The sequence below is a fragment of the Bifidobacterium polysaccharolyticum genome (assembly GCF_016101585.1).
In the GTDB taxonomy this organism is placed as follows: domain Bacteria; phylum Actinomycetota; class Actinomycetes; order Actinomycetales; family Bifidobacteriaceae; genus Bombiscardovia; species Bombiscardovia polysaccharolytica.
The window spans coordinates 121,192-146,070 of sequence record NZ_JACFQG010000002.1 but is presented as its reverse complement, the minus strand read 5'-3'; the positions used below and the strand labels follow the sequence as shown (position 1 = coordinate 146,070).

Sequence of the window (24,879 nt, the reverse complement as noted above, 5' to 3'; positions counted from 1 at the left end):
TATTGTTAGCCCTTGCATACCAAAGACCGTTGGTCGGGACCCTTGGGTCTCCTAAGTTCGGTTGATCGAGCCAGCACAGGTTGAGTTTCAAATCGGTCCTTGCGACCTGTTTTCCGCTCTGCCTGTCGGCAGGGCTTTCTTTTTGCCCGCCATGCTCAGTCGTCCGGCTCCCTCCAGAGGTCTGTCTAGGAAGGAACGCCATGAAAAGGCCCGAAAAGGAAGAGGCTGTCGCCAGGCTGACGGACAAGTTCCGTGACGCCGATGCCATCATCCTCACCGAGTACCGCGGGCTCAGTGTTCCGCAGGTCGCCGATCTGCGAAACAAGCTAGGCCGCGATACTTCCTACAACGTGGCGAAGAACACGCTAGCCCGGATTGCGGCCAAAGAGGCTGGAATCGAGGGTCTCGATGAGATGCTTGCCGGCCCCTGCGCCATCACCTTCGTCAAGGGTGATTACGTCAATGCCGCCAAGACGCTGCGTGATTTCGCCAAGGACAACCCGGCACTGATCGTCAAGGGCGGCTTCATTGATGGAGCTGTTGCTGACGCGGATGCCATGGAGAAAATCGCGGATCTGGAATCCCGCGATGTTCTGCTCTCCCGGATGGCCGGCGCGCTCAAGGGCACCATGTCCAAGGCCGCCAACCTGTTCGTCGCTGTGCCTACCAAGGCCGTGCGCACGTTCGACGCCCTGCGCGAGAAGCAGGAAAAGGCCGCCTGAGTTCACGGCCATTGGCCCGGATTCATACGGTAAACGCAAAAAAAGATGTTCGGTGATCGGCCTACCAGTCAATGCCGGTCGCCACAAATGAAAGGAAGCCATTATGGCCAAGCTCTCCGCTGACGAGCTCATCGACGCGTTCAAGGAAATGACTCTGGTCGAGCTGTCCGACTTCGTCAAGAAGTTCGAGGACGAGTTCGACGTCGAGGCCTCCGCCCCTGTGGCCGTGGCCGCTGCCGCCCCCGGTGCCGCTGCTCCGGCCGAGGAGGAGAAGACCGAGTTCGACGTCGTCCTCTCCGCCATCGGCGACAAGAAGATTCAGGTCATCAAGGCCGTCAAGGCCATCACCAACCTGGGTCTGGCCGACGCCAAGGCTCTGGTTGACGGTGCTCCCAAGGCCGTCCTGGAAGGCGCCAAGAAGGAAGACGCCGACAAGGCCAAGGCTCAGCTGGAAGAGGCCGGCGCCACCGTCGAGCTCAAGTAGTCATCGGCTCTTCTGAGCCCTTGCATGTTAAAAAGCCCCAAACCGTTAATGACGGTGCGGGGCTTTTTCTTATACATCCTGTCGGCTGTGCGCGCGGGGTGAATAGGCTGCTCTGAGCCAATCTGCACCCGATGTGTATGGGCACATGCGCTTTGCAGTCGTGACCTTAGTTTTCGCTACTCAGAAGCATAGAGATGACCTTGCAAACGTAATGATCGAAGTTGATCGAAACAGTTTGTTTGTGATTGTGTTCGCTGCTAAGCTAAGCCCTGTCCTATCGACCACGACGCCGATGCCCAGATATGACAACGAGAGAGCAATCATGACCATCACCTTCACCAACCAGTTCTGGACCGTGACCTCTGGTGACCTGACCGATCGCCGCCGGCCTCTGCAAACCCCGCCGATGGGGGAGAGGCCCAAGGACGCCAAGCCCATCGTCATCGACCCCTGCCAGCGGCATCAGCCCTGGCTCGGGGCTGGAGCCGCAATCACCGATGCAGCGGCCTCGCTGATCTGGGGCAGCCAATCCGCGCTGCAAAGACATGCCCTTCTGGACGACATGTTCAACCCTGACAAGGGCGGTTTTTCGGTCATCCGCATTCCGCTGGGCTCCTGCGAGCCGTCCTCCCAGCCCTACTACACCTATGACGACATCCCCTTCGGCGAGCATGACAAGGATCTGACCAGGTTCTCCCTGGGCGAGGGCGAGCCGGGTGCTCCGGACGCCACCAAGGACTACAAGTACATCATCCCCGTCGTGCAAGAGATACTGTCCATCAATCCTGCCGTGAAGATCATCGCATCCCCTTGGACTGCACCAGCCTGGATGAAGAATACCGGCCACCTGTGCATGGGTGGCCATCTTCGTTTCAATGAGTGGACAGGCAACGGCTATGATCCGTTGGAGGACTCTGTCGAAGGGGCCTATGCTCGTTACTTCGCCCGCTACATCGACGAGATGGAGGCCATAGGCATCCCCATCTGGGCGGTCACTGTACAGAACGAGCCCTCCAATGCAGCTCCATGGCCGGCCATGCTCTGGACGCTGGCCCAGCAGGCCGACTTTGCCCACCGTTTCTTGAGGCCTGCGCTGGACCGTCGGCACCCCCAGGTGCGCATCTTCATCAACGATGACTCGGCGCATTGCCTGACCGGACCGGTCGACAAGGATGTCACCGCAGAGCAGGCTCGGTCCATCGACGGTCTTACCTTGCACACCTACGACAACGACTACCCGAATCTGGACTATGCCAACCGGGTCTATCCGCAGTGGCTCTACGGCATGACCGAGCGTCGCTGCATGCTGGACCAGACCCCGGAGGATGCCGCACACATCATGTCCGGGGTCATCGGCAACTGGCTGGTCCGCCATGGCTCTTCCTTCATCACCCTGTGGAACATGGCCCTGGACGAGCGGGGGCTGCCCAACCAGATCGGTGCCGACGGCAGACGCGGGGTAGTCACCATCGATCATGGCAGCGGCAAGGTCCGCAGGAACCTGGAGTATTTCATGCTCCGCAGCTTCGGCCAGGACGTAGAGCCGGGCTCGGTGGTGATCGACTCCAGCAACTACACACCGGACGGCTGGAGCGGCTCTCTGGGCTCCGTGGCCTTCCTGGCACCGGACGGGTCCATCGCCGCCCATATCTACAACCCCACGGGCAAGCCTATCAAGGCGGCTGTCACCATTAACGGCTGGGGGAACCGCTGGCAGGGCGTGACCGTGCCAGCCTGGGGGACCGTTACCATGCACGCGACGACAAGCGAGCGGATCAACGATTCGGCAGTGCCCGAAGATGAGGATTTCGCTCTGCAATTGCCTGAGTACACCGTGGATGACAAGGCTCCCGGACAGGACTAAGGCTCGGATTCTGCAAACCGGGAAAGATTCCGGCGGAAGGAGAAATACGATTATGAAGGAGATCTGGACCGCGACGGCAGGGGATCTGTCCCAGCGGCGAGAACCGATAACGATCCCTGAGACGACGAATGGACCAGGCGCAGCCGTACCCATCGTCATTGATCCAACCAGACGCTACCAGTACTGGGAGGGGGCCGGTGCTGCTCTGACGGACTCCAGCGCCTACCTGTTCATGACGGCCATGGATGCCGACCAACGGCATCGGATTCTGACCGAGCTCTTCGACCCGGCTCAGGCGGGCCTGTCCACCTTGAGGATCTCCATGGGGTCCTGCGACTTCTCCAGCCAGCGCTACTACTCCTATGATGATCTGCCCGAGGGGGTGATGTCGGATTCGGGCATGACCTACTTCTCCATTGGGCAGGGGAAGCCGGGCTCGCCCGAAGCCACCAGGGACATGAAGTACGTGGTCCCCGTCCTCCAGGAGATCATGGCCATCAACCCGGGCGTGCGGATTCTGGCCTCTCCCTGGAGCGCACCCGCCTGGATGAAGGACAGCGGTCGGCTGGACGGGGCTGGTCGTCTGCGGCTGGGGCAATACTGCGGCAACGGCTATCGTCGACAGGACACGGTCGATGCGGCCTATGCCCGCTATTTTGTCCGCTTTATCGAGGCCTATCAGAAGCTGGGGATCCCCATTGCAGCAGTGACCATGCAGAACGAGCCCTCAAACAATCCACCCTGGCCTATGACGATTTGGACCCCTGAGGAGCTGGTGCGCTGGGGTGTGGACTACCTGCGTCCGGCACTGGATCGTAGCTTCCCCGAGGTGGAGATCTTCTTCGGTGATGACGGCCTGAGGTTCTTCAGCCGTCCGGTCAGCGACTATATGACCCCTGTCGAAGCTCAGAGCTTTGCCGGTACGGCTATGCATACATATTCCGGCCTGCCCAAGTGGGTCGTGAATGCCACCAGACAGTTCCCCGGATGGCGCTCGGTCATGAGTGAGCGGCGCTGCATGCTGGACGAGCAGGTGGACGAGGCCAGCCATGTCATGTTCGGAGAGATCGGCATCGGACTGGTCCGCCAGGGCGTGGGCATGATTGACCTGTGGAATCTGGCTCTGGATGAGCAGGGTCTGCCCAGCTGGGCGCGGACTATGGGCCGGCGCGGGGTCATCACCATCGATTCCCAAACTGGCGGTGTCAAGCGCAATCTGGAATACTTCATGCTCCGTAATTTCGGGCAGGATGTGCCGGTCGGCGCTCGCAGGGTGGCCTCCACCAGCTATACCCGCGACGGCAGGACAGGCGGTCTGGGCTCGGTCGCCTTCGTTCGCGACGACGGCGAGCTCAGCGTAATCCTCTACAACCCGACCGGAGAGCCTATCCGGGCAGCCCTGACCGTCAATGGCTGGGGCGCCAGCTGGCGACCGGTGAGTGTACCGGCTTTCGGGACGGTCTCCTGTCATGTGTCAGACTCCGACCACGTAAACCGCAGTAGGGTGCCGGAGGATGACCAATTCGTTGTCCATATGACTCCGCACCCAGCTGATGACCACGATGAGGGAGAGGACGACCAGGGCTGATTCGATGATGGCGGCCGCTGATTGACTCTGATGGTTTTATCCGGAGCCAGGGCGGCCGCCATTTTATGCGGTTCACTTCGATGCCCAAGCCTTGCCTGCAGGGAAGGCTCACTGCTCCGGCATGTCTGCCAGTCCTTCATGTGTCCTTTATCAGTTAATTCGGCACGCAATCAATCCTATCTCTGGGTTTCATGACAGAATAGGCGATAGTACCGAGTGAAGGCGGCTGCAGATTTGGGAGGTCGAAAACGTGAGTGACGATCGGCGACCGGGGCAGGTGTGGATAATCAAGTTCAATGGGGTGGAAGAGACCCGGCTCAAGCCTGGCGAGACCGTCGAGATCGGCCGCAAGCCTCTGCGTCCGTTGCCCGATGACGGTCGGCGTCGTCTGGAGGTGACCGATCAGACTAAATCCATGTCAAAACGACATGCCATTTTCACCGTCGATCAGGACGGTTTGGCCACCCTGCGCGACATGGGTTCCACCAACGGATCCTATCTGATCCAGTCCGACGGATCACTGGTCAGGCTGCCTGTGGATGCCGCTTACCCCCTGTCCAGCACCTCGGCTCGTTTCCAGTTCGGTGATGTTCCTGTCGATTTCGTGCGCATCAGCAATCCCGAAGAAGACCAAACCGATCCCTCGCTCCGGGTACCTGACCTCTTCTCATACTCCACACAGCCCCGCGGCACGGTGGAGCCTGATGCAGCCGACATGTCCGTTGACGACATCCTGGACATGCGCGCCGGCGAGCCCACCGGCATCTTCAAGGCCGACGGGGTTCGCAACCGGGTCACTGCCCTTCATGATATGGCCCTGGGTGCCGCCAAGACAGCCGATTCTTCCCAAGAGGCGGACGGAATTTCACAAGATCGTCCCAGGTCTGCCTCAGTTGCTCGCGACTCGGAGGATAGCGCGTCGCCGCCTTTCTCCGGAAGATCAGCGTCTGCGAATACGCGTGACTCGCAAGCGCGGTATTATGACGATCCTGATTCAGCAGAGCATGGCCAGACTGACAAGGGATCGGCAGGTACTGGCTCGGCAGATGGTCAGGTAGCGGACCGTCGCAGGGCCTATGCCGACCAGCCGGATGACAAAGAAATCGAAGACCGCGAGGGTGGCCGGCGTGAAGGGGACTTCCAGTCTCAGGACTTTCGTGACGAAGACCGCCGACCCCTACCGTGGCAGGAGGACGAATCCGAGCAGGGTCTGCCGCTGGTCGGCACCCAGGAGGAGGACAGGCAGCCGGTCGACCGTGACCTTTTCGCTGATGCTCGTCGCTCGCGTTCCGCTGAATCCGCTCCTGATCAGGAACGCTATGGCCAGAATGCTAGTGATGATCGTGGTCAACAGGATGGTAGCGCCTCTTCCGACTACAAAGGCCATGCAGACGGCCAGTCCAGACAAGGCCGGGGGGGCGAATCAGGCTCAGCACAGGGGTTCACCCCGCTGGGAGCTGTAGAGCTGGCACGCCTGTCCAAGGAGGAACCGGATCAGTCCCGGCTTCCTGATCCAGCGGAAAAGCCGGATGATGACCATCAATACCAGCCGGCCTTTGAGCCCGGATCCGTCTTCGAACGGGTTTCGAAGGGCGACTATGACCGTGGCCAGGAAGCCATAGAGGTGGACGGGATGAGTTCTGATGATGCCAAGCGAACCGGGGACTTCGCCATGCAGTTCGCCATGGCCAAGCATCGGCAGCTGCTGCCTTTCCTGGCCATGAACCCGGCCCTTTATGATGATCTTTACGCCTGGTTGGAGGCCCAGGGCGACCGGGACATCGATGCGGCCCTGCAAAACAATGAGGGGTATCACGAATATCTGAACGCCGTGCGGAAGTGAGTAGACGGATGAGCGAGACGGTAATGAGCACCGGGGGATCGGAACAGGGCAAACGTACCGAGGATGCACAGGCATCAGTGGCCGAATCCTCCCCCGACCGTGCGGCGGAAGAGGTCAAAGCTCCGCTGACTCCTCTGGATCGAATTCGAGGATGGCGCCAGGAATACCAGAACCAGGTGGGATTGACTCCTCTGGAGAGCGTATCGCAGCTGGCCGCGCAGATGGACCTGTCACATGCGCATCCTTCAGGCATTGCACAGCTTTTCGCCAGCGGCCAGGTCCATCTGGATGCACTCTTCCGAGACCGGGGCATGCTGCGCGCGGCCCACCGGCGCATGGAGCGGGTTCTGGACGATCAAGCCGCCAAGGAGCGTGCCAGCGGCTTTGCCCAGCTCTCCATGGTGGTAGGAGTGGCTGCCTGGCAGGGGCGCGACATGCCTGTTCTGCTCTACCCCGTGCGTATTGATGAGAGCACACAGGGAACCTCCAGAGCCTCCATCAGATTCACAGGCAAGGTGGATCTTAATCCTGCCTTGATATCGGCCATGCGCGAGCGAGGCATCACCCTGGATCCTGACCGCCTGTTTTCCGCCTCCCATTATCAGGGCGGCACGCCAGAAACTTCATCGCTGTTCAAGGACATGACGGCCCTGATCACGCCGCATATCAGCGACTTCACCATCGAACGGAAAATTGTCCTAGGGTGTTTCATCGAGCCATCGGCCCAGCTGCTTGGTGAAAGCCTCCGGATTCTGGACCGGATGACTGTCGGGTCCACCGGTAACGATCTGCTGGATGCTTTGGCAGGCGACCAGGCGGCTTCCGAGCGGCTCAAGGGCAGATCCGTGCCCGACTACAGTCCCTTCGATGCGGATCCTCACAGCGAATTCGAGTCCGGAGATGTGGCCAACCGGGTCCGTTATGCAGCCCAGCTGGTGGCGACCGGGCATAGCGTGCTTGTGGATGAACAGACCGGCCGCCACAGCGCCGACGATGCTTTGGCCATTGCCTCGCGTTGCGTCACCGCAGGCAGGACAGTGCTCTATGTGCCCTGTGTGGTGGAGGAGAAGCGGCGCTTCCAACACCGTCTGGAAGCTGCCGGGATGGCTGGCATGGCCCTTGACCTGACCGACGACCAACTGGGCCGCGTCCTGGATCAGCGTTTGATCGATGCGGTAGGCTTCAAACCCGGCAAGGCCAGTGAGCACTTCGATCAGGTGGCTGACGAGCTTGTGGGTGTCCGTTCCCGGCTGACCCGTTACCTGGGCGATCTTCATGGAGTGGATTCGGGCTGGGGAGTTTCGGCCTACCAGACGATTCAGAATCTGGCCAACATTGCCAACATGCCTACGCATCCTGCCACCCGTGTCCGTTTGGGTGCGGCCACGGCCCACAACCTGCAGCCCGAGTTGGATGCCTGGGCGGACAAGCTGGAGAGGGCTGCCGAGCTGGGCGAATTCGTCATCGGCCCCCAAGACACTCCCTGGTTCGGTGCCACACTGATCAACGATAACGAGGCCGTGGATGCTTACTCCCGTGTGGTTCGTCTTCTGCAGCGGCTTCTGCCGGACACCCGTGAGCAGGTCAAATCTACTGTAGAGACCTGTGGATTCCCCGTGCCGGCCACCGTCAAGGATTGGGGACGGCAGGTGGTGGTCCTCAAGAACCTGCGCCGTGTTCTGGATGTCTTCCAGCCCTCCATCTTCGAACGCGACATTCCCGCCATGATCGAGGCCACCAAGTCCAAGGCCGATCGCAAGGCTGATGGCACGAATCTGGGGTTCTGGGAGCGTCGACGTCTTGTCAAGGAGGCTAAGAGCCTGCTCAGGCCTGGTGCGCAGGTCGAGGATCTGCACGAGTCGCTGGTGGTGGTCTCAAAGCAGGCCGAGCAGTGGCGGACCTTCGTCCCCCACGGCGGCTGGCCGGTCCTGCCACCCAAGCTGGACGTCATCATTGACACTCAGGAATCTCTGATTCGTGACATGACAGCTCTGGACACCGTCCTGGACTCAACTCCGGCTGGCGGTGATCTGGAGACCATGGACCTCAACAAGGTGGAGGAGCGGCTCAAGGCCCTCTTTGACGACCATACAGCCCTGGATACTTTGCCTGAACGCTGCGCTTTGGAGGGTGAATTCAACAAGGCGGGTCTGGATGGCCTGGTCCAGGATCTGCGCAACCGACAGGTTGAAGGTAAGGCGGTACGGGCCGAACTGCAGCTGGCGTGGTGGACCACGGTCTTTGACGACATCATGCGTTCCTCGCAGATCATCTCCAACCAGGACGGTTCCGCCTTATCCAACGCGGCCGACCGCTTTAGCCAGGTGGATGCACAGCACGTGGCCAGCATAGGGCCCATGGTTGCCCAGGAGAGCGAAAAGCGTCTGTCCGAGCTGCTCTTCTCGCGCACACAGGAGGCCAATCAGCTGCACACCATGCTGGCAGGCAACCCTGGTGCCTCCCTTCCGGTCTTCCAACAGGCCCATCCCAGCATACTGTCGGCGGCCAAGCCCATCATCATCGCGACTCCTGCCACGCTGGCGACCAGAACCAATCCGACACAGCTGGCCGATACGGTCATCATCGACGCCGGGGCCCATATGCCTTCCATCCAGGTCCTGACTGTGCTGGCTCGGGCCCGGCAGGTGGCAGTCATCGCCCACCGGCCGACCGTAACCTCGGATGGCCTGTTGCAGCTGATCGACCGTCTGGTTCCGGTCACTGTCAAAGCCCGGCCTTCGCGCCGCTCGATTCGTCTGGACGCCTTCCTGAAGGATCACGGCTATGGGGATTTGTCGGCGCCTGTGCCCGATTGCCGGGAGCCTGGCAGGGTGACCCTGACCAGGGTGGAGGGTGCTGGCGTCCCGGTCATGGCCACGGGTCTGGTCGAGTCCAGCCAGCAGGAGGTCGCTGCTGTCGTTGACATGCTCAAGCGCAAGGCCGGATCTTTTTCCCTGGTACCGAACAGTTACCTGCTGACTGTGGTCACCCTGTCAGCTACCCATCGCTCCCGGCTGGGCGCTGAACTCAAGTCGGCAGCCGCCAAGGACAGGGTTTTCGCCAAGTTCCTGAGGCACGTACGCATTGTCGGCATTGACGAGGTCTGCGGTGCCCGGGCTACTGACGTGATCCTCACTCTGGGTTTTGCCAAGACCACCCATGGCCGTCTCCTGCAGCAGTTTGGCGATCTGGAAGGCGAAAGGGGCAAGGGCATGCTGCTGGATGCTCTGGTCTTGCCTGATCGGAATCTGGACATTGTCGCAGCTTTCTCTGCTGAGGATATGGAGGATGACCGTCTTCACCAGCCCGGGCCGCGTCTGCTCAAGGATCTGTTGACCTGGGCTGAGCATCCTGACGCGGAGCCGGTCCGGCCCGAGCAGGCCGAGCAGTCTACCAATGTGCTCTTCCGGGATTTGGCCCAGCGGCTGCGGACCCGAGGGTTGGATGTTGCCCTGGATTACGGTTATGACCAGGCACCTCGAATTCCATTGGTGGTGGGGCTCAAGAACAAGCCCTATGCCTTGGCCGTGCTGACCGACGATGCCGAGTTCATGCACACTCAGTCCACCAGGGAGCGTCACCGGTTCACCACCGAGGACCTGCAGTATCTTGGCTGGTCGGTCATGACGGTCTGGAGCGTTTCGGCCTTTGTCAACCCTGATAAGGAAGCCGATAGGATCGTCGCTCGCCTTGCCGATATCTACCATCAGGCGCGTTGATGGCGGATAATCAGCTAGACCGAGGAAATCAGGCCGGTAATCCTGCAGCTTCACGACGACGTCGGCATCGCCGGGTGGTTCGCCCAGGCACGGAACGGTTCGATGTTGACGGCATCGAGGAGGATCCTCAGGACCAGGTCTGTACCCAGGATCGTCTTGACGGGGATGACCGACGGATCCTGGGTGAGCTGCCGCCGCATTGGGGACTCTTCCCCAATGAGCGTGGCGACTGACTACTGGTTCTAATTCTGTCCCGTCGGCAGACCGGTTCCGGCATCTTGACTATCTGCACCTGTTGACTGGTGGATGTCGGCGGCGATCTGGCGCAACAGCTGCAGGCTCTGGTCCTGGGGGCTGGGTGCGTTGGGCTGGTCCTTGATGCCCGAGGCGGCCCTGCTCAGTTGCCGCAGCTTGTTGATGGGCATAATGATGCAGAAGTAAACAGCGATGGCGATCAAGAGGAAGTTGAGCAGGGCCATCAGAATGGCACCGAAAGAGATGGTGGCGTTCCGGTAGCTGATGGTAAGGAGCCCCGACAGGTCCGGTTTGCCGAAGATCATGGCGATCAGGGGGCTGATCAGATTGTTGACGATGGCGTTTACCACGCTGGTCACCGCTGAACCCATGACCACGCCCACGGCCATATCCACCATGGATCCGCGCGAGATGAACTGCTTGAATTCGCCCAGCACGCCCTTGTTGCTGATCTGCGAGATCTTGTGCACTGCTTCGGCGGTATCCTTGGCCGCCACCTGATTGATCGAGGCCATCCTGCATCCTTCCGTAGCTGATGTAAGGCATGGAGCGCCCATGCCTCCTTCTTCCTCCATTATCGCGGGCGCAGGATGGTTTCGGTTTTCCGACATGATTGGAGGGTGTCGGTGCAGGAGTTCTGTCGGGGCGAATGGCAATGACAGGGGTGGATGGATCCAGCGACAACAAGAGCAGGGCCTGATTGGCATCCAGAGCGAAGACGGACTGGGATCCTTGCCGGACTTGGTCGCCTTCCCGCCCGTCTGGATTGGATTGATTCCTGGGAACGGTCTGTGCTGGTTGTAAAGCCAGTGCCTGCTCGGCTATCATGCAGCGTCCGCCACTTGAGGCCTGCCTGGGAGCCGGTGTCTGTACGTCGTTGACTTGTCGACTGTGGGTAAGTCCCGGCACCCTATCGGAACCGGGTTGGTCTCGCTTGGAGGATGGCGGCAGGGAACTGGATTGGGTGGGATGCGGACTGTTGTCGGCCGGGCAGTCCCCCGCGGCTAGCAAACTCACCTGATCGCCGGCCTGCAGGTCTCCCGGATCGTCGGCCAGGTGGACGGTCACTGCGGTGGTCCCGGCCGGCTGTGTCGGTCTGTTGCTGATCATGGCCGTGGTCAGCGGTTGCCCTGTGCGGACGCTGACCATCAGCCTCTGTCCGCGTACTTGCCCAAATGAAGCGATCAGGCCGGGCAGCTGTTCCCTGCCATGCAGGATCCGCGTCCGAACCATGGCAGGCTCGATGGCTGAGCCGCGTGCAATAGGCCGAGCGGCGACCAATACAGACAGGCGGCCCTGCGCCTGGACCAGGATCTGCAGGGCACAGAAGACTGCCAGCCCCAATGCTAGGGCGGCCACTACGCGCCGTATCCGAAAAAGCCGCCGTCGGCGAGTCAGGGTGCTGGTGACCGTTGAAGGCTTGTTCTTCTTGGTGAAGATGGGAAAATCGACCATGCCCCCAGCCTGCCAGAATGTTGTCCGGCGTATGGGTCCGCATGGTCGATGTGGTCGAATGTGCCTCTTGGTCTACTTGCTGCTTGTGGAGCTCGAAGAGGAGGAAGATGAGGCTCCGTCGGTCCGGTAGAAGCCATGGCCCTTGAACTCGATAGGCACTGCGGAGAAGACCTTGCGGACCTGCTGCTGCCCGCACTTGGGGCAGATGGTGATGGGTTCGTCGTTGAAAGACTGCTCCTTGGTAAAGTCGTATCCGCAGTTCTTGCAACGATAATGATAGGTGGGCACCGTTCTTTCCCTCCGCTGATGGTCGGTTCGCGCGACGATTGGTTCAACACCCAATATCCTAGTGGTGGCTTCGACCAGAAGAATCGGCACCGGGCCTCTCGTCAGTCTTGTTCATCACCATTATGGTCCGCTCCGGGCCTCCGTGACAGACCTGCGGCTGTGGGCGTGAAACCTTCGGGCGTCAGGACGGCATCCACAGGAAGATCATGGTCCAGATGGGGCAGAGGATCTTCGACGAATTCGCCGGGCCAGCAGATGCCCACCACTGGGGTCTGTTCAGCGCACAAGGCCAAAGCCCGGTCATACCAGCCGCCGCCCCGACCCAGACGAATGCCGGTATGGTCGATGGCCAGTGCCGGCACCAGGATCAGATCAGCCTGATTCAAAGCCTGAGCTGGCAGTGCCGGCATATCGGGTTCGTCCGGCCGCCAGCCGGGAATCCGCTTCATGCCATCCAGATCATGCTCTGATTGCAGGCATCCCCAGCCTACTTGGGTGCCCGTGCCCAGCATGGGAATGAGCACCTGGTATCCCCGGCCCAGCAGAAGGTCAAGACTGGGGTCCATGGCTATCTCCCCCCGAATGGAGGCAAAGGCGGCCACGGTCAGGCTCTGGTCGCTTCGGGAGCGTTCGACTCTGGGGAGCACATGGTCGGCCAGCAGATAGGCCAGCTTGCGGCCCGCATCCAGGCATTGGGCTTGATCGATGTGCCTTCGGTCTTCAAGCACACGGCCACGCCGATCTTGCTTGTCCATATCGATGCGTTCCTGCTCGTTCATGTCCTCAGTTCTACCAGTAGGGGCTCTCTCGGATGGACGCCTGTCTGCTTCAGTTGCCGTTCGGTGAGAACATGGAATCATGTCGGTTCTGCATACCTTCCGTCAGGTCTGGCGGGGTTCCCGGGCCCGCTCGGGCCATGCCCTGAATCTGCCCGATCGTCTGACCCCGCCTCCAGGCCATGGAGACTTCCTGCTGAGACCCATCCGCGAGGGTGATCAATCAGCATGGAATGCGGTTCGATGGAAGAATCGTGATTGGCTGGCTCCATGGGAATCGGGGGATCCCCGCCACGGACCTGGCATGACCTATGCCCAGTGGATGCAGGAGCTGGAGCGTGCCCGGCAGGAGGGCACTTCGGCGGTCTTCCTGATGGAGTTTCATCAGAGCATCGTAGGGCAGATTTCCCTAGGCGCCATCCGCTATGGGTCCATGTGCACGGCAGTAGCGGGCTACTGGGTTGACCAGGATTGGATCGGTCACGGATTCGCGCCCCTGGCCTTGGCCATGGTGGCGAATTGGGTCTTCAAGGATAGGAGCGGGCCTCATCTGCACCGTCTGGAGGTGGCGATTCTGCCTGAAAACCAGCGGTCCCTGCGTGTGGTACAAAAGCTGGGCATGGAGCCGGAGGGGCTGCGTCGCAGCTACATGTATGTAAACGGACAGTGGCGGGACCACCTGACCTTTGCCTGGATCAGCGACCAATTCGATCCAGATCTGCTGGCCCGTTTATGAATCCCCGGGGCAGACATGGTCGACACGCTGGGTTTGACTTGCCGCTTGGGGCATACCGTCAACTAACGTAGTACCTATGGTTTATGAATCACTCAGCAGCATCATGGTTTTGGTGATTGCAGTGATTCTGGTGCTGGGTTGGCTGCCGTTTCGCACCGTCAAGGGCATGAAGCGGGCCTCGGAGCATCGCCAGGACAGGCTTTCCACCTCCCTGCACATGGTGGGTCGGGAAGACGGTATGAGGTTCTGCGACAGGCAGTCGAGGACGGTGAAAGGGTTGGTCATGCAGCAAGGGCAGCAGGATGGCAACCGGCTGAGTCAGGCCCAGCGCATCAAGCAGATCAGACAGTTGCGCCGCGCGGCCATACGCCGTCGTCGCATCCTGGTCGTTACCCTGTTGGTCATCACTCTGCTGGTGGCTGGGCTCTCTTACCTTGTAGGTTACAGCCCATGGTTCACTTTGATTCCTCTGGCCTTGGTGATAGTGGTGTTGGCCGCCGGCGCACATGCTTCGGCCCAGGCTAGGACTTGGGAGCGCAATTTGGCTCAGCGGCGTGCTAGGCAGCGTCGTCAGCAGGCGGCCAGTCTGACTAAGAGCAAGACCTCCGACAGGCCTGTGCAGGCCAAGAATGAGGGCCGCACGGAAACTGCCACGGATGTGCTTGACCAGGGTGAGATTCGTCAAACGCTGGCTCAGGCCAAGGCTGATCAGCAGGCAGCACTCAAGGCCAGGCAGCACAATTCCGCCAAGCCTGCAAAGTCGGCAGTCGGCACCAGCAAGGCTAAGGGTTCGGCCGGGTCCGTAAAGCCGAACGAGAAGACTGCTGCTCAGACCGGACATACCTCGAACAGGCAGCCCGTCACCAAGAAGACCTCTGAACAGATCCCAGCCAAACAAGCGGCTTCTCAACCGGCGGCTTCCAAACCAGCAGCTGCCAAATCTTCAAAGGCCCAAAAGGCTGCCTCCAAATCTGCTACGCCCAAGTCGCCAATGGACAAATCCGCTGCCTCGAAGTCTGCAGTCCGGCCGACTTCTTCACACTCGATGCCTGCCCAATCCGCCGCTGCTCATTCAGGTAAGTCCGGATCGGTTTCTGCGTCTATCGGCAAAGAGCACCAGGCCTCGTCGGATCAGGCCTCCAAATCCGCGGCATCGTCGTCCTCGGCAAAGGCCCAGGAGGATGCCACCAACGAACTCGAACGCATCAATCCCTCTCCGGCCTTGGATGCTTTCGACATGGCGGCAGGCCAGGATCTGATTTCCTTCTCCCTGGGATCGGCCCGCGGCGAGGAAGCGGACAAGGACGGCAAGAGCAACGAAGATGAGGGTCCCCACAGCCTGGAGATCAAGTCAACCCGACAGGTCTCCGTGGCCCGCCCCCCCGAAAAGAAGAAGGCCGATGGGCGGCCCGACGACTTCCATGAGAGGGAGATGCAGGCCCAGGTCGAAGCGCCTGACCGTAGCGAGAACTCCCTGTCCATCGGTGTGGAGGCCATATTGGCCCGGCGTCGTCCGTCAGCCAAGTCCTGAGGGGCCAATCGACAATCCATCTTTCACCACCAGCGTTAGCACTCAAGTTGGCAGAGTGCTAATTTCGCGCTACTATGACTTGTAGCGCAAAGGAATGCGTGGTGAGTGTTCGTCAGCCTCTCATCGACGTTCCGGCGTGGGTTCATTGGCTGTTCTCACAAGATGTAGGAGGTCCACAGTGTCGATTTCACTCACACCGTTGGAAGACAAGATCGTCATCAAGCAGGCTGAGGCGGAGACTAAGACCGCTTCCGGGCTGGTCATTCCTGATACCGCCAAGGAGAAGCCCCAGCAGGGCGAGGTGCTGGCGGCAGGCCCCGGCCGTCGTGACGACAAGGGCGAGCGCATCCCCATGGATGTCAAGGTTGGCGACAAGGTTCTGTACTCCAAGTACGGCGGCACCGAGGTCAACTACGGCGGCGAGGACTACCTGATCGTGTCCGCGCGCGACGTTCTGGCCATCCTCAAGTAAAGAGGCGGTGATTAGTGGCCCCTGGTCCTGTGAAAGGACCAGGGGCCATTTGCGTCTTGTCAGGACCGTGCGGCGGACCAGATGCCGCAGAGACATGTGGCGGCCACTAACATGGTGCCCATGTACTATCGTCATCGCGCCAGCATTGATTCCCTTCCCGGATACCGGCAGGGCAGTCCGGCACCAGCCGTTCCCGGGTTGACCAGTTACAAGATCTCCAGTAATGAGAACCCCTATCCGCCCCTGCCCGGCGTGCTTCAGACCGTCTCCGAGCAAGCCCTGGGCCATTTGAACCGCTATCCGGACATGCACGGCACCCGTCTGGTAGAGCGGCTGGCCAAGCTGCACGGGGTCGATCCAGCATGCATCCAGCTGGGCTGCGGATCCACTGAGGTCATCACCCAGCTGGTTGACCTGGTGGCCGGTCATGGCGATCAGGTGGTCTATCCCTGGCGCAGTTTCGAGGCCTATCCCATCATCGTCACCACGGCTGGCGCCACCGGGGTGCCCGTGCCCCTGGATAAGCAGGAGCGGCATGACATCGAGGCCATGATCGCCGCGGTCAATGACCACACCAGACTGGTCATTGTCAACAATCCCAACAATCCGACTGCGACCAACGTCGATCGCAATCAGGCCGAACGGCTCCTGCAGGCCCTGCCAGCAGACCTGCCGGTGCTCTTTGATGAGGCGTATATACAGTTCAACGACGACCCTGATCGAGCCGACGGATTGTCTCTCATGCGTGAGCATCCCAATGTGATAGTGGCCCGGACCTTCTCCAAGGCCTATGGACTGGCTGGTCTGCGGATCGGATACGCCGTGGCAGCCGAGCCGATCATTGCCGGCATGAACAAGGTGGCCCTGCCCTTCGGTGTCACCGATGTGGCCCAGACGGCGGCAATGGCCAGCCTGGACGCACAGGATCGCCTGGCCGAACGGGTCCAGGCACTCAAGCAGGAACGGGCCAGGATCCTGGCTGGTTTGCAGGAGCAGGGGTGGAAGATTCCTGAGCCTCGGGCCAACTACTACTGGCTGCCTCTGGGCCAGGCCGCCGCACAGGCTGATCAGCTCTTCCGCGACGCAGGCTTGTCGGTCAGGACCTTCCCCGGCGAGGGCATCCGCATCACTGTGGGGGAGCGGGAAGCCAACGACCGGGTCCTGGAAGTTTGCGCTGATCTGCGTCGGCAGGGTTTACCGCAGGATCCGATTGCTGACTGAAGGCCGCATACTGCCGCGAGCGTAAATGCAAATAATTGCCGTCTCCGTCCTTGTCTGGAATGTCACAGCAAAGGCTGTTTTGCTCCTGTGAGCTTGTGTCGTCTTGGATAAACCTATATATTGTGGTTGGCTGGCCAAGCCTATCCAATATATAGTGTTTACCAAGGAGCAACAGTCCCTATGTCCTCAGCAGATGTGGATCGGCACGATCCTCCCGATGGTGCCTCCAAGCTGGTGTACTTCTCCAGCGTCTCCAACAACACCCACCGCTTTGTGCAGCGGCTGGGCGTGGAGGAGCCCATCCGCATCCCCCTGTACGAGCGGCGCCAGCCCATGCCCGTTATGGATGCGCCCTACCTTCTGCTGGTGCCCACCTATGGCGGCGGGTCAGCCAAGGGAGCCGTGCCCAAGCAGGTGATCCACTTCCTGAACAATCCGGTCAACCGCGGACTGATCCGCGGAGTCGTCACCTCGGGCAACCGGAACTTCGGCAGCGCCTATTGCGCGGCCGGCCCGCTGATAGCCCGCCGGTGCGGCGTCCCTGAGCTCTATCGATTCGAGCTGCTGGGCACCGCGGAGGATGTACAGGCGGTGAGGGCCATTCTGGCCGGAATGGGAGTGCAGCTCCAGCAGCAGTCGACTGATTCACGAAAGGCGGTTTTGTCATGAGCCAGCAGGAAAGCACACAAGAAAGCACCAAGTCAGAGGCCGGTGTCTATGCCGACGACGAGATGATGCGCCAATCCATCACCCCGCCCCAGTACCGTGTTACCCCTGAGGCCAGGATTCGCCCGGTCAACTGGAACAACATCACCGACGAGAAGGATCTGGAGGTCTGGAACCGACTGGTCTCCAACTTCTGGCTGCCCGAGAAGGTGCCCCTGTCCAACGACATCCCATCCTGGAACACCCTGACCGATCACGAGCGCCAGACCACGGTCCGCGTCTTCACCGGACTGACCATGCTGGACACCACCCAGGCCACCATCGGCGAGCTGGTGCAGATCGATCACGCTCGTACCGAGCAGGAGCAGGCCATCTACACCAACATCGCCTTCATGCAGTCGGTCCATGCCCGCTCCTACTCCTCGGTCTTCTCCACCCTCTGCTCCAGCGAGGAGATCGACAAGGCCTACCGCTGGGCCGTGGCCAACGACGTGCTCCAGGAGCGCGTCCACACGGTCCTGCACGAGTACGTCAGCGAGGATCCCCTGAAGCGTAAGGTGGCCTCCACCATGCTCTCCTCGCTGATGCTCTATGCGGGCTTCTACCTGCCTCTCTACTTCTCCAGTCATGCCAAGCTGATGAACACGGCCGACATGATCCGCCTGATTCTGCGAGACAAGGCCATCCATGGCTATTACTCGGGCTACAAGTATCAGCGGGGTCTGGAGGAGAGGACCCAGGCCGACCAGACCATGCTGGAGAAGTTCACCAACGATTTGCTGGACAAGCTCTACGACCTGGAGATGGTCTACTCCGGGCAGATTTATCAGGGCTTCCCCTTCGTCGAGGATGTCTTCGCCTTCGTTCGCTACAATGCCAACAAGGCGCTGATGAACCTGGGTTACCCGGCCCGGTTCGCGGCCGACCAGACCGATGTCAGCTCGGAGATCCTGGCGGCTCTGTCGCCCTCGGCCAACGAGAACCACGATTTCTTCTCGGGTTCGGGCTCCTCCTATGTCATGGGGCACTCCGAGTCCACTGACGACGACGACTGGGACTTCTAGGCGAGTTGGATCCGCTGTGATATTGGGCACAGAAAACCCTATATATGCTCACCGTTTTCAAGACCAATAGCACATATAGTAGTTCAGGCTCGCGCTGGGCGGGTTCTGATCGGTCCGTCTTCAGGGCGGGCATCACCGTCAAGACAGGCTCTGGATGGCCTGATCAGGAGGAAGCATGGAGCAACAGCAGACCGCCGGAACTGATTCGGAGCTCAGTGCTCCCGAGTTCGCCGCCCAGGGTCAGCGCCTGGGGGCCGTGGTCTACTTCTCGTCGGCCTCGCGCAACACCGCCCGGTTCATCGCCAACTGCCATTTGGATGACGAGGGGATTGACGTCTTCCGCATCCCTCTGAGGCCCAAGGATCCACCGCTCAACATTCGGCAGCCCTACATCCTGATCGTCCCCACCTATGGGGGCGGATCAGCCAAGAAGGCGGTCATGCCGCAGATCAAGCGCTTCCTGAACGACCCGGCCAACCGGGCCGGCATCCGCGGGGTCATCGCCTCGGGCAACACCAACTTCGGGGAGGCCTTCTGCATGGCGGGGGACATCATCTCCCGCAAGTGCAATGTGCCTTTCCTCTATTATTTCGAGCTCATGGGCACCAAGGAGGACCAGGAGAAGGTCCGCCGCGGGGTTGTGGATTTCTTCCGCAACCACCCCGAGTCCTGAGCCTATTTCATTACACGCACTATCACTGCAATACTCATGAAAGGACACCCGATGGGAGCAAACGAGGACACGTCCCTGGCCCTGGATAGGACCGCATCCGAGGATGAGGAGACCTTCGATCCGGCTCACGACTACCATGCCCTGAACGCCATGCTGAACCTGTACGACAAGGACGGAAGGATTCAGTTCGACAAGGACCGCGAGGCCGAGCGCCAGTACATGGACCGGCACGTGCGGCCCAACACCATGACTTTCCCCTCCACGGCCGAGAGGATTGCCTACCTCCTGGATCACGAGTACTACGATCGGAAGGTCTTCGAGCGCTACACTCCTGAGTTCCTGGACAGGATCTACAAGCATGCGGCCGAGAGCGGCTTTGAGTTCGAGACCTTCCTGGGCGCCTTCAAGTTCTATACCTCCTATGCGTTGAAGACTTTCGACGGCAAGCGCTACCTGGAGGACTTCCCCCAGCGCTGTGTGGCCGTGGCCCTGGAGCTGGCCGACGGGGATGAGCAGGCCGCCATGAAGTACACGGATGAGATCATCTCCGGACGCTTCCAGCCCGCCACCCCAACCTTCCTGAACCTGGGCAAGGCCCAGCGCGGCGAGCCGGTCTCCTGCTTCCTGGTGCGCATCGAGGACAACATGGAGTCGATCTCCCGCGGCGTCAACGCTGCCTTGCAGCTGTCCAAGAGGGGCGGTGGCGTGGCCCTGCTGCTCAGCAACCTGCGCGAGATGGGCGCGCCCATCAAGCACATCGAGAACCAGTCCAGCGGCGTGGTCCCGGTCATGAAGCTCCTGGAGGACTCCTTCTCCTATGCCAACCAGCTGGGTGCCCGTCAGGGTGCCGGCGCCGTCTACCTGTCGGCCCACCATCCTGACATCATGCGTTTCCTGGACACCAAGCGGGAGAACGCGGACGAGAAGATCCGCATCAAATCCCTGGCCCTGGGCGTGGTCATTCCCGACATCACCTTCGAGCTGGCCAAGCGCAAGGAGCCCATGGCTCTCTTCTCGCCCTACGACGTGGAGCGGGTCTACGGCAAGCCCTTCGCTGACATCCCCATCACCGAGCACTACGAGGAGATGGTCAAGGACAAGCGGATTCACAAGAAGTACATCGATGCCCGTGACTTCTTCATGACCCTGGCCGAGATCCAGTTCGAGTCCGGCTACCCCTACATCCTCTTCGAGGACACGGTCAACAAGGCCAACCCCATCGACGGCCGGATCACCATGTCCAACCTCTGCTCGGAGATCCTGCAGGTCCAGGAGCCCAGCACCTACTCCGAGAATCTGAACTATGAGCATATCGGCCGCGACATCTCATGCAACCTGGGATCCCTCAACATCGCCAAGGCCATGGACGGCGGTCTGGCCGACACGGTAGAAACCTCGGTGCGGGCCCTGACATCCGTCTCTGACCACACCAACATCGAGGCTGTTCCCTCCATCAAGCGGGGCAACGACGAGGGTCATGCCATCGGTCTGGGTCAGATGAACCTCCATGGCTTCCTGGCCCGTGAGGGCATCCACTACGGGTCCGAGGAGGGGCTGGACTTCACCGACATGTACTTCATGACCGTGGCCTACCATGCCTACAGAGCCTCCCATGCCCTGGCCGTGGAGCGGGGGAAGGCCTTCGCCTCCTTCGCCAAGTCCGACTATGCCAAGCCTGCCGGCCAGGGGAACTACTTCGACAAGTACACTGAGGGCAGCCGCTCCCTGGAGCCCAGGACCCAGCGGATCAAGGACCTCTTCGACCAGTACAAGGTCCACATTCCCACGGTTGAGGACTGGAAGGAACTCCAGGCGGCCATCCTCAAGGACGGGATCTACAACCAGAACCTCCAGGCCGTCCCCCCGACCGGGTCCATCTCCTACATCAACCACTCCACCAGCTCCATCCACCCGATCGCCTCCAAGATCGAGATCCGCAAGGAGGGCAAGATCGGGCGCGTCTACTACCCGGCTCCCTACATGACCAACGAGAACCTGGACTACTTCGAGGACGCCTACGAGATTGGCTGGAAGAAGATCGTGGACACCTATGCCGAGGCCACTCAGCATGTGGACCAGGGGCTCTCGCTGACCCTCTTCTTCCCCGACACAGCCACCACCCGCGATCTGAACAAGGCTCAGATCTACGCCTGGCGCAAGGGGATCAAGACCCTCTACTACATCAGGATTCGCCAGCAGGCGCTGGAAGGCACCGAGGTCGAAGGCTGCGTCAGCTGCATGCTTTAAGGCACGTGTCCTAAGGCATATGCAATCCAAGGTCGGTGCCGTCTGTGAGGGCGGCGCCGACCCTTGGCATCCACGTCCACAGGTCGGGTCCGTCCATGCGGTAGACTGACGGTCCTGTCATGATCCGCTTTGCACTGTCGAACACCTATCCAACAAGGAGCAATCAACCATGGTCCCACCCATTTCCATTCCCCGGCAGCCGCTGAAGCTGATCGACCGGGTCTCCGCCATCAACTGGAACCGTCTGGAGGACGAGAAGGACCTGGAGGTCTGGGACCGTCTGACCGGCAACTTCTGGCTGCCCGAGAAGGTTCCCGTCAGCAATGATCTGCCCTCCTGGCAGGCCATGAGCGAGGAGGAGCACACCCTGACCATGCGGGTCTTCACCGGTCTGACCCTTCTGGATACCATCCAGGGGACCGTGGGCGCCGTCAGCCTGATCCCGGATGCGCTGACCCCCCATGAGGAGGCGGTCTACACCAACATCGCCTTCATGGAGTCGGTCCATGCCAAGTCCTACTCCTCCATCTTCTCCACCCTGGCCTCCACGCCACAGATTGACGCCGCCTTCGAGTGGAGCGAGCACAACGAGTTCCTCCAGCGCAAGGCCCAGATCGTCCTGGACTACTACGAGGGTGACAATCCCCTGAAGCGCAAGGTGGCCTCAACCCTGCTTGAGTCCTTCCTCTTCTACTCGGGCTTCTACCTGCCCATGTACTTCTCCAGCCATGCCAAGCTGACCAACACGGCTGATCTGATCCGTCTGATCATCCGGGACGAGGCCGTGCACGGCTACTACATTGGCTACAAGTACCAGAAGGGGCTGGCCAAGGTCTCCGACTCCGAGCGTCAGGCCATGAGCGACTACACCTACGAGCTCCTGGGTGACCTGTACGACAACGAGGTGGAATACACCGAGAGCCTGTATTCCGGAGTGGGTCTGGTGGAGGACGTCACCAAGTTCCTGCGCTACAACGGCAACAAGGCGCTGATGAACCTGGGCTATCCGGCACTCTTCCCCTCGGACAGCACCGACGTGAATCCGGCCATCATCGCCTCGCTGAGTCCCAACGCCGACGAGAACCACGACTTCTTCTCCGGCTCGGGCTCCTCCTATGTCATGGGCAAGGCTGTGGAGACGGACGACGACGACTGGGATTTCTGACCAGTCTGTCCCGCTCCGACGCGGAAGACACGACGTCGGAGCGGGACTTGCGGAAAATGGAAAAACATGTCATTATAGGCAAGTTGCCGTACGGAGCTCCGGTTCTAGTGCGACATGGCGGATTTCCCAAGCGGTCAAAGGGAGCTGACTGTAAATCAGCCGCGTAATGCTTCAGAGGTTCGAATCCTCTATCCGCCACGCCTCGGTAGCTCAGTGGCAGAGCACTTCCTTGGTAAGGAAGAGGTCGTGAGTCCGATTCTCACCCGAGGCTCTCTGGCGGGGTAGCTCAGCTGGCTAGAGCGTACGACTCATAATCGTAAGGTCAAGAGTTCGAGTCTCTTCCTCGCTACTGTGGCCGACATACGTCGGTCGTGCAACGACTATAGAGGTGAACCATGGCAAAAGCCGCAGATATCCGTCCTGGCATTACGCTGGCGTGCACCGTGTGCAAGGAGCGTAATTACATTACGACGAAGAACCGTCGTAACACTCCTGACCGTCTGGAGCTCAAGAAGTTCTGCCCCCGTTGCGGCAAGCATACCCTGCACCGGGAGACTCGCTGAGTTCTTCCTATCGTTTGGCTTCATAAGGACCCGACCACCTGGTCGGGTCCTTTTTTATACAAGAGGCTCTCTCTTTATGCAACTCTGCATATATGCCTGTTCCGCATTACCCGGGATGTGTTGGGAGCAGAATGGGTTTTGCGATGTAGAGGACGCAGCTTCTAGAGCGTCTTCGGATAGGCGGCTGCAAAGGCCTGATCCAGGTCGGCGATCAGGTCGTCCGGGTTCTCCAGGCCTACGGAGATTCGAATTAGGTCGTCGCCCACACCAGCACTGAGACGGTAGGGGCCCGGAACCTCCCTGTGGGTGATCCTGGCCGGGTCCACAATCAGGGTGCGACAGTCGCCGATGTTGGGCATGTAGCTCATGAGATGCACCGAGTCCACGATGCGCTTCACCTGCTCATAGCCCCCTTTGACCTTGAAGGAGAGGATCGTGCCGACGCCCTTGGGCAGCAAGGTTGATGCCAGGCGGTTCTGCTGGTCCGCATCGCCCTGGTACCGACCCTCGGGAATGCCCGAGTAGTTGACCTGTTCCACCTGGGGAATGGTCAGCAGGTGGCGGGCCAGGATCGCTGCCGTCTTGACCTCGGTGGCGATCCGCTGGGCCAGGGTCTCAAGGCCGGTCAGTTGCAGGTAGGCGGTGAAGGGACTCATGACCGCCCCGAAGGTGTGCAGGTATTTGGTATGGACCCTGTGGAGGAAGGCCATCTTGCCGAAGGCATCCAGAAAGCTGACCATGGACCCGTGTCGTTCGTCGCTGATGATCAGTTCGGGCTGGCTCATCTGCGGGAAGCGGCCGTTGCCCCAGTCGAATCGCCCCGCATCCACGATGACCCCGCCCAATGCGTTGCCGTGGCCGCTGATCCCCTTGGTGGTCGAGTGGACGACGATGTCGGCGCCGAAGTCGATAGGGTTGAGCAGGTAGGGCGTGGGCACCGTATTGTCGATGATCAGGGCCAGTCCATGCTGGTGGGCCAGGTCGGCCAGGCCGGGGATGTCGGCTATGGCTGTGGACGGATTGGCCACGGACTCAGCGAAGATGGCCCTGGTGTTGTCTTGAATCAGGGATTCCACCTCGTCAAGGTCGTTGATGTCATCCACAAAATCCGTTTCGATGCCAAAGTTGGGGAAGAAGGTCTTCATGGCATCCACCGAGGTCCCATAAAGATCGACCGGGGAAATTAGTCTCCCGCCGCCTTCGGCTGCGCACATGAGGGCGGACGACACGGCGGCCATCCCCGAGGCCATGGCTACAGCCCCCTTGCCCCCCTCCAGACTGGCCAGGCGGTCCTCCAGGACCTTGACCGTGGGGTTGGCCAGGCGGGAGTATGAGAATCCTTGAATTTCGCCGGCGGCCAGGGCATCTCCCCGGTCGGCGGTGACCATGTCAAAGGCGGCCGACTGGTAGATGGGGACGCTGGCTGCGCCCCCGCCCTGGCTTTGACAGTCATAGCCGTCATGGACGGCTCTTGTTGCGAATCCTTTGCTCATACGGTTGTGCCCCTCTGCTTGTGTCCGGTCGGGAATCCCTTGCTAGCCCACCAT

The 24,879-nt window shown here is 60.5% G+C and carries 21 protein-coding genes, 3 tRNA genes and 1 pseudogene; 20 read left to right on the top strand and 5 right to left on the bottom strand.

Translation table 11 applies throughout. The annotated features are described in order from the left end of the window. Nucleotides 1–200: 200 nt before the first annotated feature. The 7 genes from rplJ (at nucleotide 201) to H3T90_RS03860 (ending at nucleotide 10,453) form a co-directional block, all read left to right on the top strand. Nucleotides 201–722 (top strand): 50S ribosomal protein L10, encoded by a 522-nt coding sequence (gene rplJ, locus H3T90_RS03890; protein ID WP_015022404.1) that lies wholly within the window; start codon nucleotides 201–203, stop codon nucleotides 720–722. 103 nt (nucleotides 723–825) lie between these two features. Continuing rightward, nucleotides 826–1,206 (top strand): 50S ribosomal protein L7/L12, encoded by a 381-nt coding sequence (rplL, locus tag H3T90_RS03885; protein WP_045924837.1) that lies wholly within the window; start codon nucleotides 826–828, stop codon nucleotides 1,204–1,206. A 322-nt stretch (nucleotides 1,207–1,528) separates the two neighbouring features. Beyond that, nucleotides 1,529–3,070, top strand: coding sequence for a glycoside hydrolase family 30 protein (locus H3T90_RS03880; RefSeq protein ID WP_198229658.1), 1,542 nt, complete (start codon nucleotides 1,529–1,531; stop codon nucleotides 3,068–3,070). 52 nt (nucleotides 3,071–3,122) lie between these two features. Beyond that, a complete protein-coding gene (locus tag H3T90_RS03875) occupies nucleotides 3,123–4,658 on the top strand; it encodes a glycoside hydrolase family 30 protein (RefSeq protein WP_198229657.1) in 1,536 nt (511 codons plus the stop codon). Nucleotides 4,659–4,908: 250 nt separating this feature from the next. Next, nucleotides 4,909–6,501 (top strand): variant leucine-rich repeat-containing protein, encoded by a 1,593-nt coding sequence (locus tag H3T90_RS03870; RefSeq protein ID WP_332468234.1) that lies wholly within the window; start codon nucleotides 4,909–4,911, stop codon nucleotides 6,499–6,501. An 8-nt stretch (nucleotides 6,502–6,509) separates the two neighbouring features. After that, complete coding sequence (locus H3T90_RS03865; protein WP_232350555.1) at nucleotides 6,510–10,220, top strand: helicase; 3,711 nt, start codon at nucleotides 6,510–6,512, stop codon at nucleotides 10,218–10,220. Beyond that, entirely contained in the window at nucleotides 10,220–10,453 is a 234-nt protein-coding gene (locus H3T90_RS03860) for a hypothetical protein (RefSeq protein ID WP_082097791.1), read from the top strand. Before H3T90_RS03865 ends, H3T90_RS03860 begins: the two co-directional genes overlap by 1 nt. A gap of 9 nt (nucleotides 10,454–10,462) precedes the next feature. On the opposite strand, the gene H3T90_RS03855 is transcribed toward H3T90_RS03860, so the two are convergent. The 4 genes and pseudogenes from H3T90_RS03855 to H3T90_RS03840 form a co-directional block, all read right to left on the bottom strand. Beyond that, nucleotides 10,463–10,873, bottom strand: coding sequence for an MscL family protein (locus H3T90_RS03855; RefSeq protein ID WP_408610690.1), 411 nt, complete (start codon nucleotides 10,871–10,873; stop codon nucleotides 10,463–10,465). Nucleotides 10,874–11,579: 706 nt separating this feature from the next. Next, nucleotides 11,580–11,930, bottom strand: a pseudogene (locus H3T90_RS09095) (SAF domain-containing protein); the annotation flags it as partial. A 72-nt stretch (nucleotides 11,931–12,002) separates the two neighbouring features. Next, nucleotides 12,003–12,218, bottom strand: coding sequence for an FmdB family zinc ribbon protein (locus tag H3T90_RS03845; protein WP_044097723.1), 216 nt, complete (start codon nucleotides 12,216–12,218; stop codon nucleotides 12,003–12,005). A gap of 101 nt (nucleotides 12,219–12,319) precedes the next feature. Beyond that, nucleotides 12,320–12,997 carry a 5-formyltetrahydrofolate cyclo-ligase gene (locus H3T90_RS03840; RefSeq protein WP_198229655.1) on the bottom strand — a complete coding sequence of 226 codons (678 nt, stop codon included), beginning with the start codon at nucleotides 12,995–12,997 and terminating at the stop codon, nucleotides 12,320–12,322. 79 nt (nucleotides 12,998–13,076) lie between these two features. Between H3T90_RS03840 and H3T90_RS03835 the strand changes: the two genes are divergently transcribed. The 13 genes from H3T90_RS03835 to rpmG all read left to right on the top strand — a co-directional run bounded on the left by H3T90_RS03835 (nucleotide 13,077) and on the right by rpmG (nucleotide 23,332). Beyond that, the gene (locus tag H3T90_RS03835; RefSeq protein ID WP_198229654.1) at nucleotides 13,077–13,730 is read left to right on the top strand and encodes a GNAT family N-acetyltransferase; all 654 of its coding nucleotides are present in this window, start codon (nucleotides 13,077–13,079) and stop codon (nucleotides 13,728–13,730) included. A gap of 103 nt (nucleotides 13,731–13,833) precedes the next feature. Then, nucleotides 13,834–15,261 (top strand): hypothetical protein, encoded by a 1,428-nt coding sequence (locus H3T90_RS03830; RefSeq protein ID WP_198229653.1) that lies wholly within the window; start codon nucleotides 13,834–13,836, stop codon nucleotides 15,259–15,261. Nucleotides 15,262–15,439: 178 nt separating this feature from the next. Next, the gene (gene groES, locus H3T90_RS03825) at nucleotides 15,440–15,733 is read left to right on the top strand and encodes a co-chaperone GroES (protein ID WP_015022393.1); all 294 of its coding nucleotides are present in this window, start codon (nucleotides 15,440–15,442) and stop codon (nucleotides 15,731–15,733) included. A gap of 120 nt (nucleotides 15,734–15,853) precedes the next feature. Further along, the gene (locus tag H3T90_RS03820; RefSeq protein ID WP_198229864.1) at nucleotides 15,854–16,954 is read left to right on the top strand and encodes a histidinol-phosphate transaminase; all 1,101 of its coding nucleotides are present in this window, start codon (nucleotides 15,854–15,856) and stop codon (nucleotides 16,952–16,954) included. 180 nt (nucleotides 16,955–17,134) lie between these two features. After that, the gene (gene nrdI / locus H3T90_RS03815; protein ID WP_198229652.1) at nucleotides 17,135–17,623 is read left to right on the top strand and encodes a class Ib ribonucleoside-diphosphate reductase assembly flavoprotein NrdI; all 489 of its coding nucleotides are present in this window, start codon (nucleotides 17,135–17,137) and stop codon (nucleotides 17,621–17,623) included. Nucleotides 17,624–17,688: 65 nt separating this feature from the next. Beyond that, complete coding sequence (gene nrdF / locus H3T90_RS03810) at nucleotides 17,689–18,684, top strand: class 1b ribonucleoside-diphosphate reductase subunit beta (protein WP_232350577.1); 996 nt, start codon at nucleotides 17,689–17,691, stop codon at nucleotides 18,682–18,684. A gap of 175 nt (nucleotides 18,685–18,859) precedes the next feature. Continuing rightward, the gene (gene nrdI, locus H3T90_RS03805) at nucleotides 18,860–19,357 is read left to right on the top strand and encodes a class Ib ribonucleoside-diphosphate reductase assembly flavoprotein NrdI (RefSeq protein ID WP_015022389.1); all 498 of its coding nucleotides are present in this window, start codon (nucleotides 18,860–18,862) and stop codon (nucleotides 19,355–19,357) included. 51 nt (nucleotides 19,358–19,408) lie between these two features. Continuing rightward, nucleotides 19,409–21,604, top strand: a complete 2,196-nt coding sequence (nrdE, locus tag H3T90_RS03800; protein WP_198229651.1) for a class 1b ribonucleoside-diphosphate reductase subunit alpha — start codon at nucleotides 19,409–19,411, stop codon at nucleotides 21,602–21,604. A gap of 169 nt (nucleotides 21,605–21,773) precedes the next feature. Next, nucleotides 21,774–22,769 carry a class 1b ribonucleoside-diphosphate reductase subunit beta gene (gene nrdF, locus H3T90_RS03795; protein ID WP_015022387.1) on the top strand — a complete coding sequence of 332 codons (996 nt, stop codon included), beginning with the start codon at nucleotides 21,774–21,776 and terminating at the stop codon, nucleotides 22,767–22,769. Nucleotides 22,770–22,885: 116 nt separating this feature from the next. Beyond that, nucleotides 22,886–22,967 (top strand) — tRNA-Tyr (locus tag H3T90_RS03790). Between the two features lies 1 nt (nucleotide 22,968). Further along, nucleotides 22,969–23,040, top strand: a tRNA-Thr gene (locus H3T90_RS03785). Nucleotides 23,041–23,044: 4 nt separating this feature from the next. Next, nucleotides 23,045–23,118: transfer RNA gene (locus tag H3T90_RS03780), tRNA-Met, on the top strand. Nucleotides 23,119–23,164: 46 nt separating this feature from the next. Then, the gene (gene rpmG / locus H3T90_RS03775) at nucleotides 23,165–23,332 is read left to right on the top strand and encodes a 50S ribosomal protein L33 (RefSeq protein ID WP_015022386.1); all 168 of its coding nucleotides are present in this window, start codon (nucleotides 23,165–23,167) and stop codon (nucleotides 23,330–23,332) included. 161 nt (nucleotides 23,333–23,493) lie between these two features. Here rpmG and H3T90_RS03770 read toward each other — a convergent pair whose 3' ends face one another. Beyond that, on the bottom strand, nucleotides 23,494–24,825 hold the full coding sequence (locus H3T90_RS03770; RefSeq protein ID WP_198229650.1) for an O-acetylhomoserine aminocarboxypropyltransferase/cysteine synthase family protein: 1,332 nt from the start codon (nucleotides 24,823–24,825) through the stop codon (nucleotides 23,494–23,496). Nucleotides 24,826–24,879 lie beyond the last annotated feature (54 nt).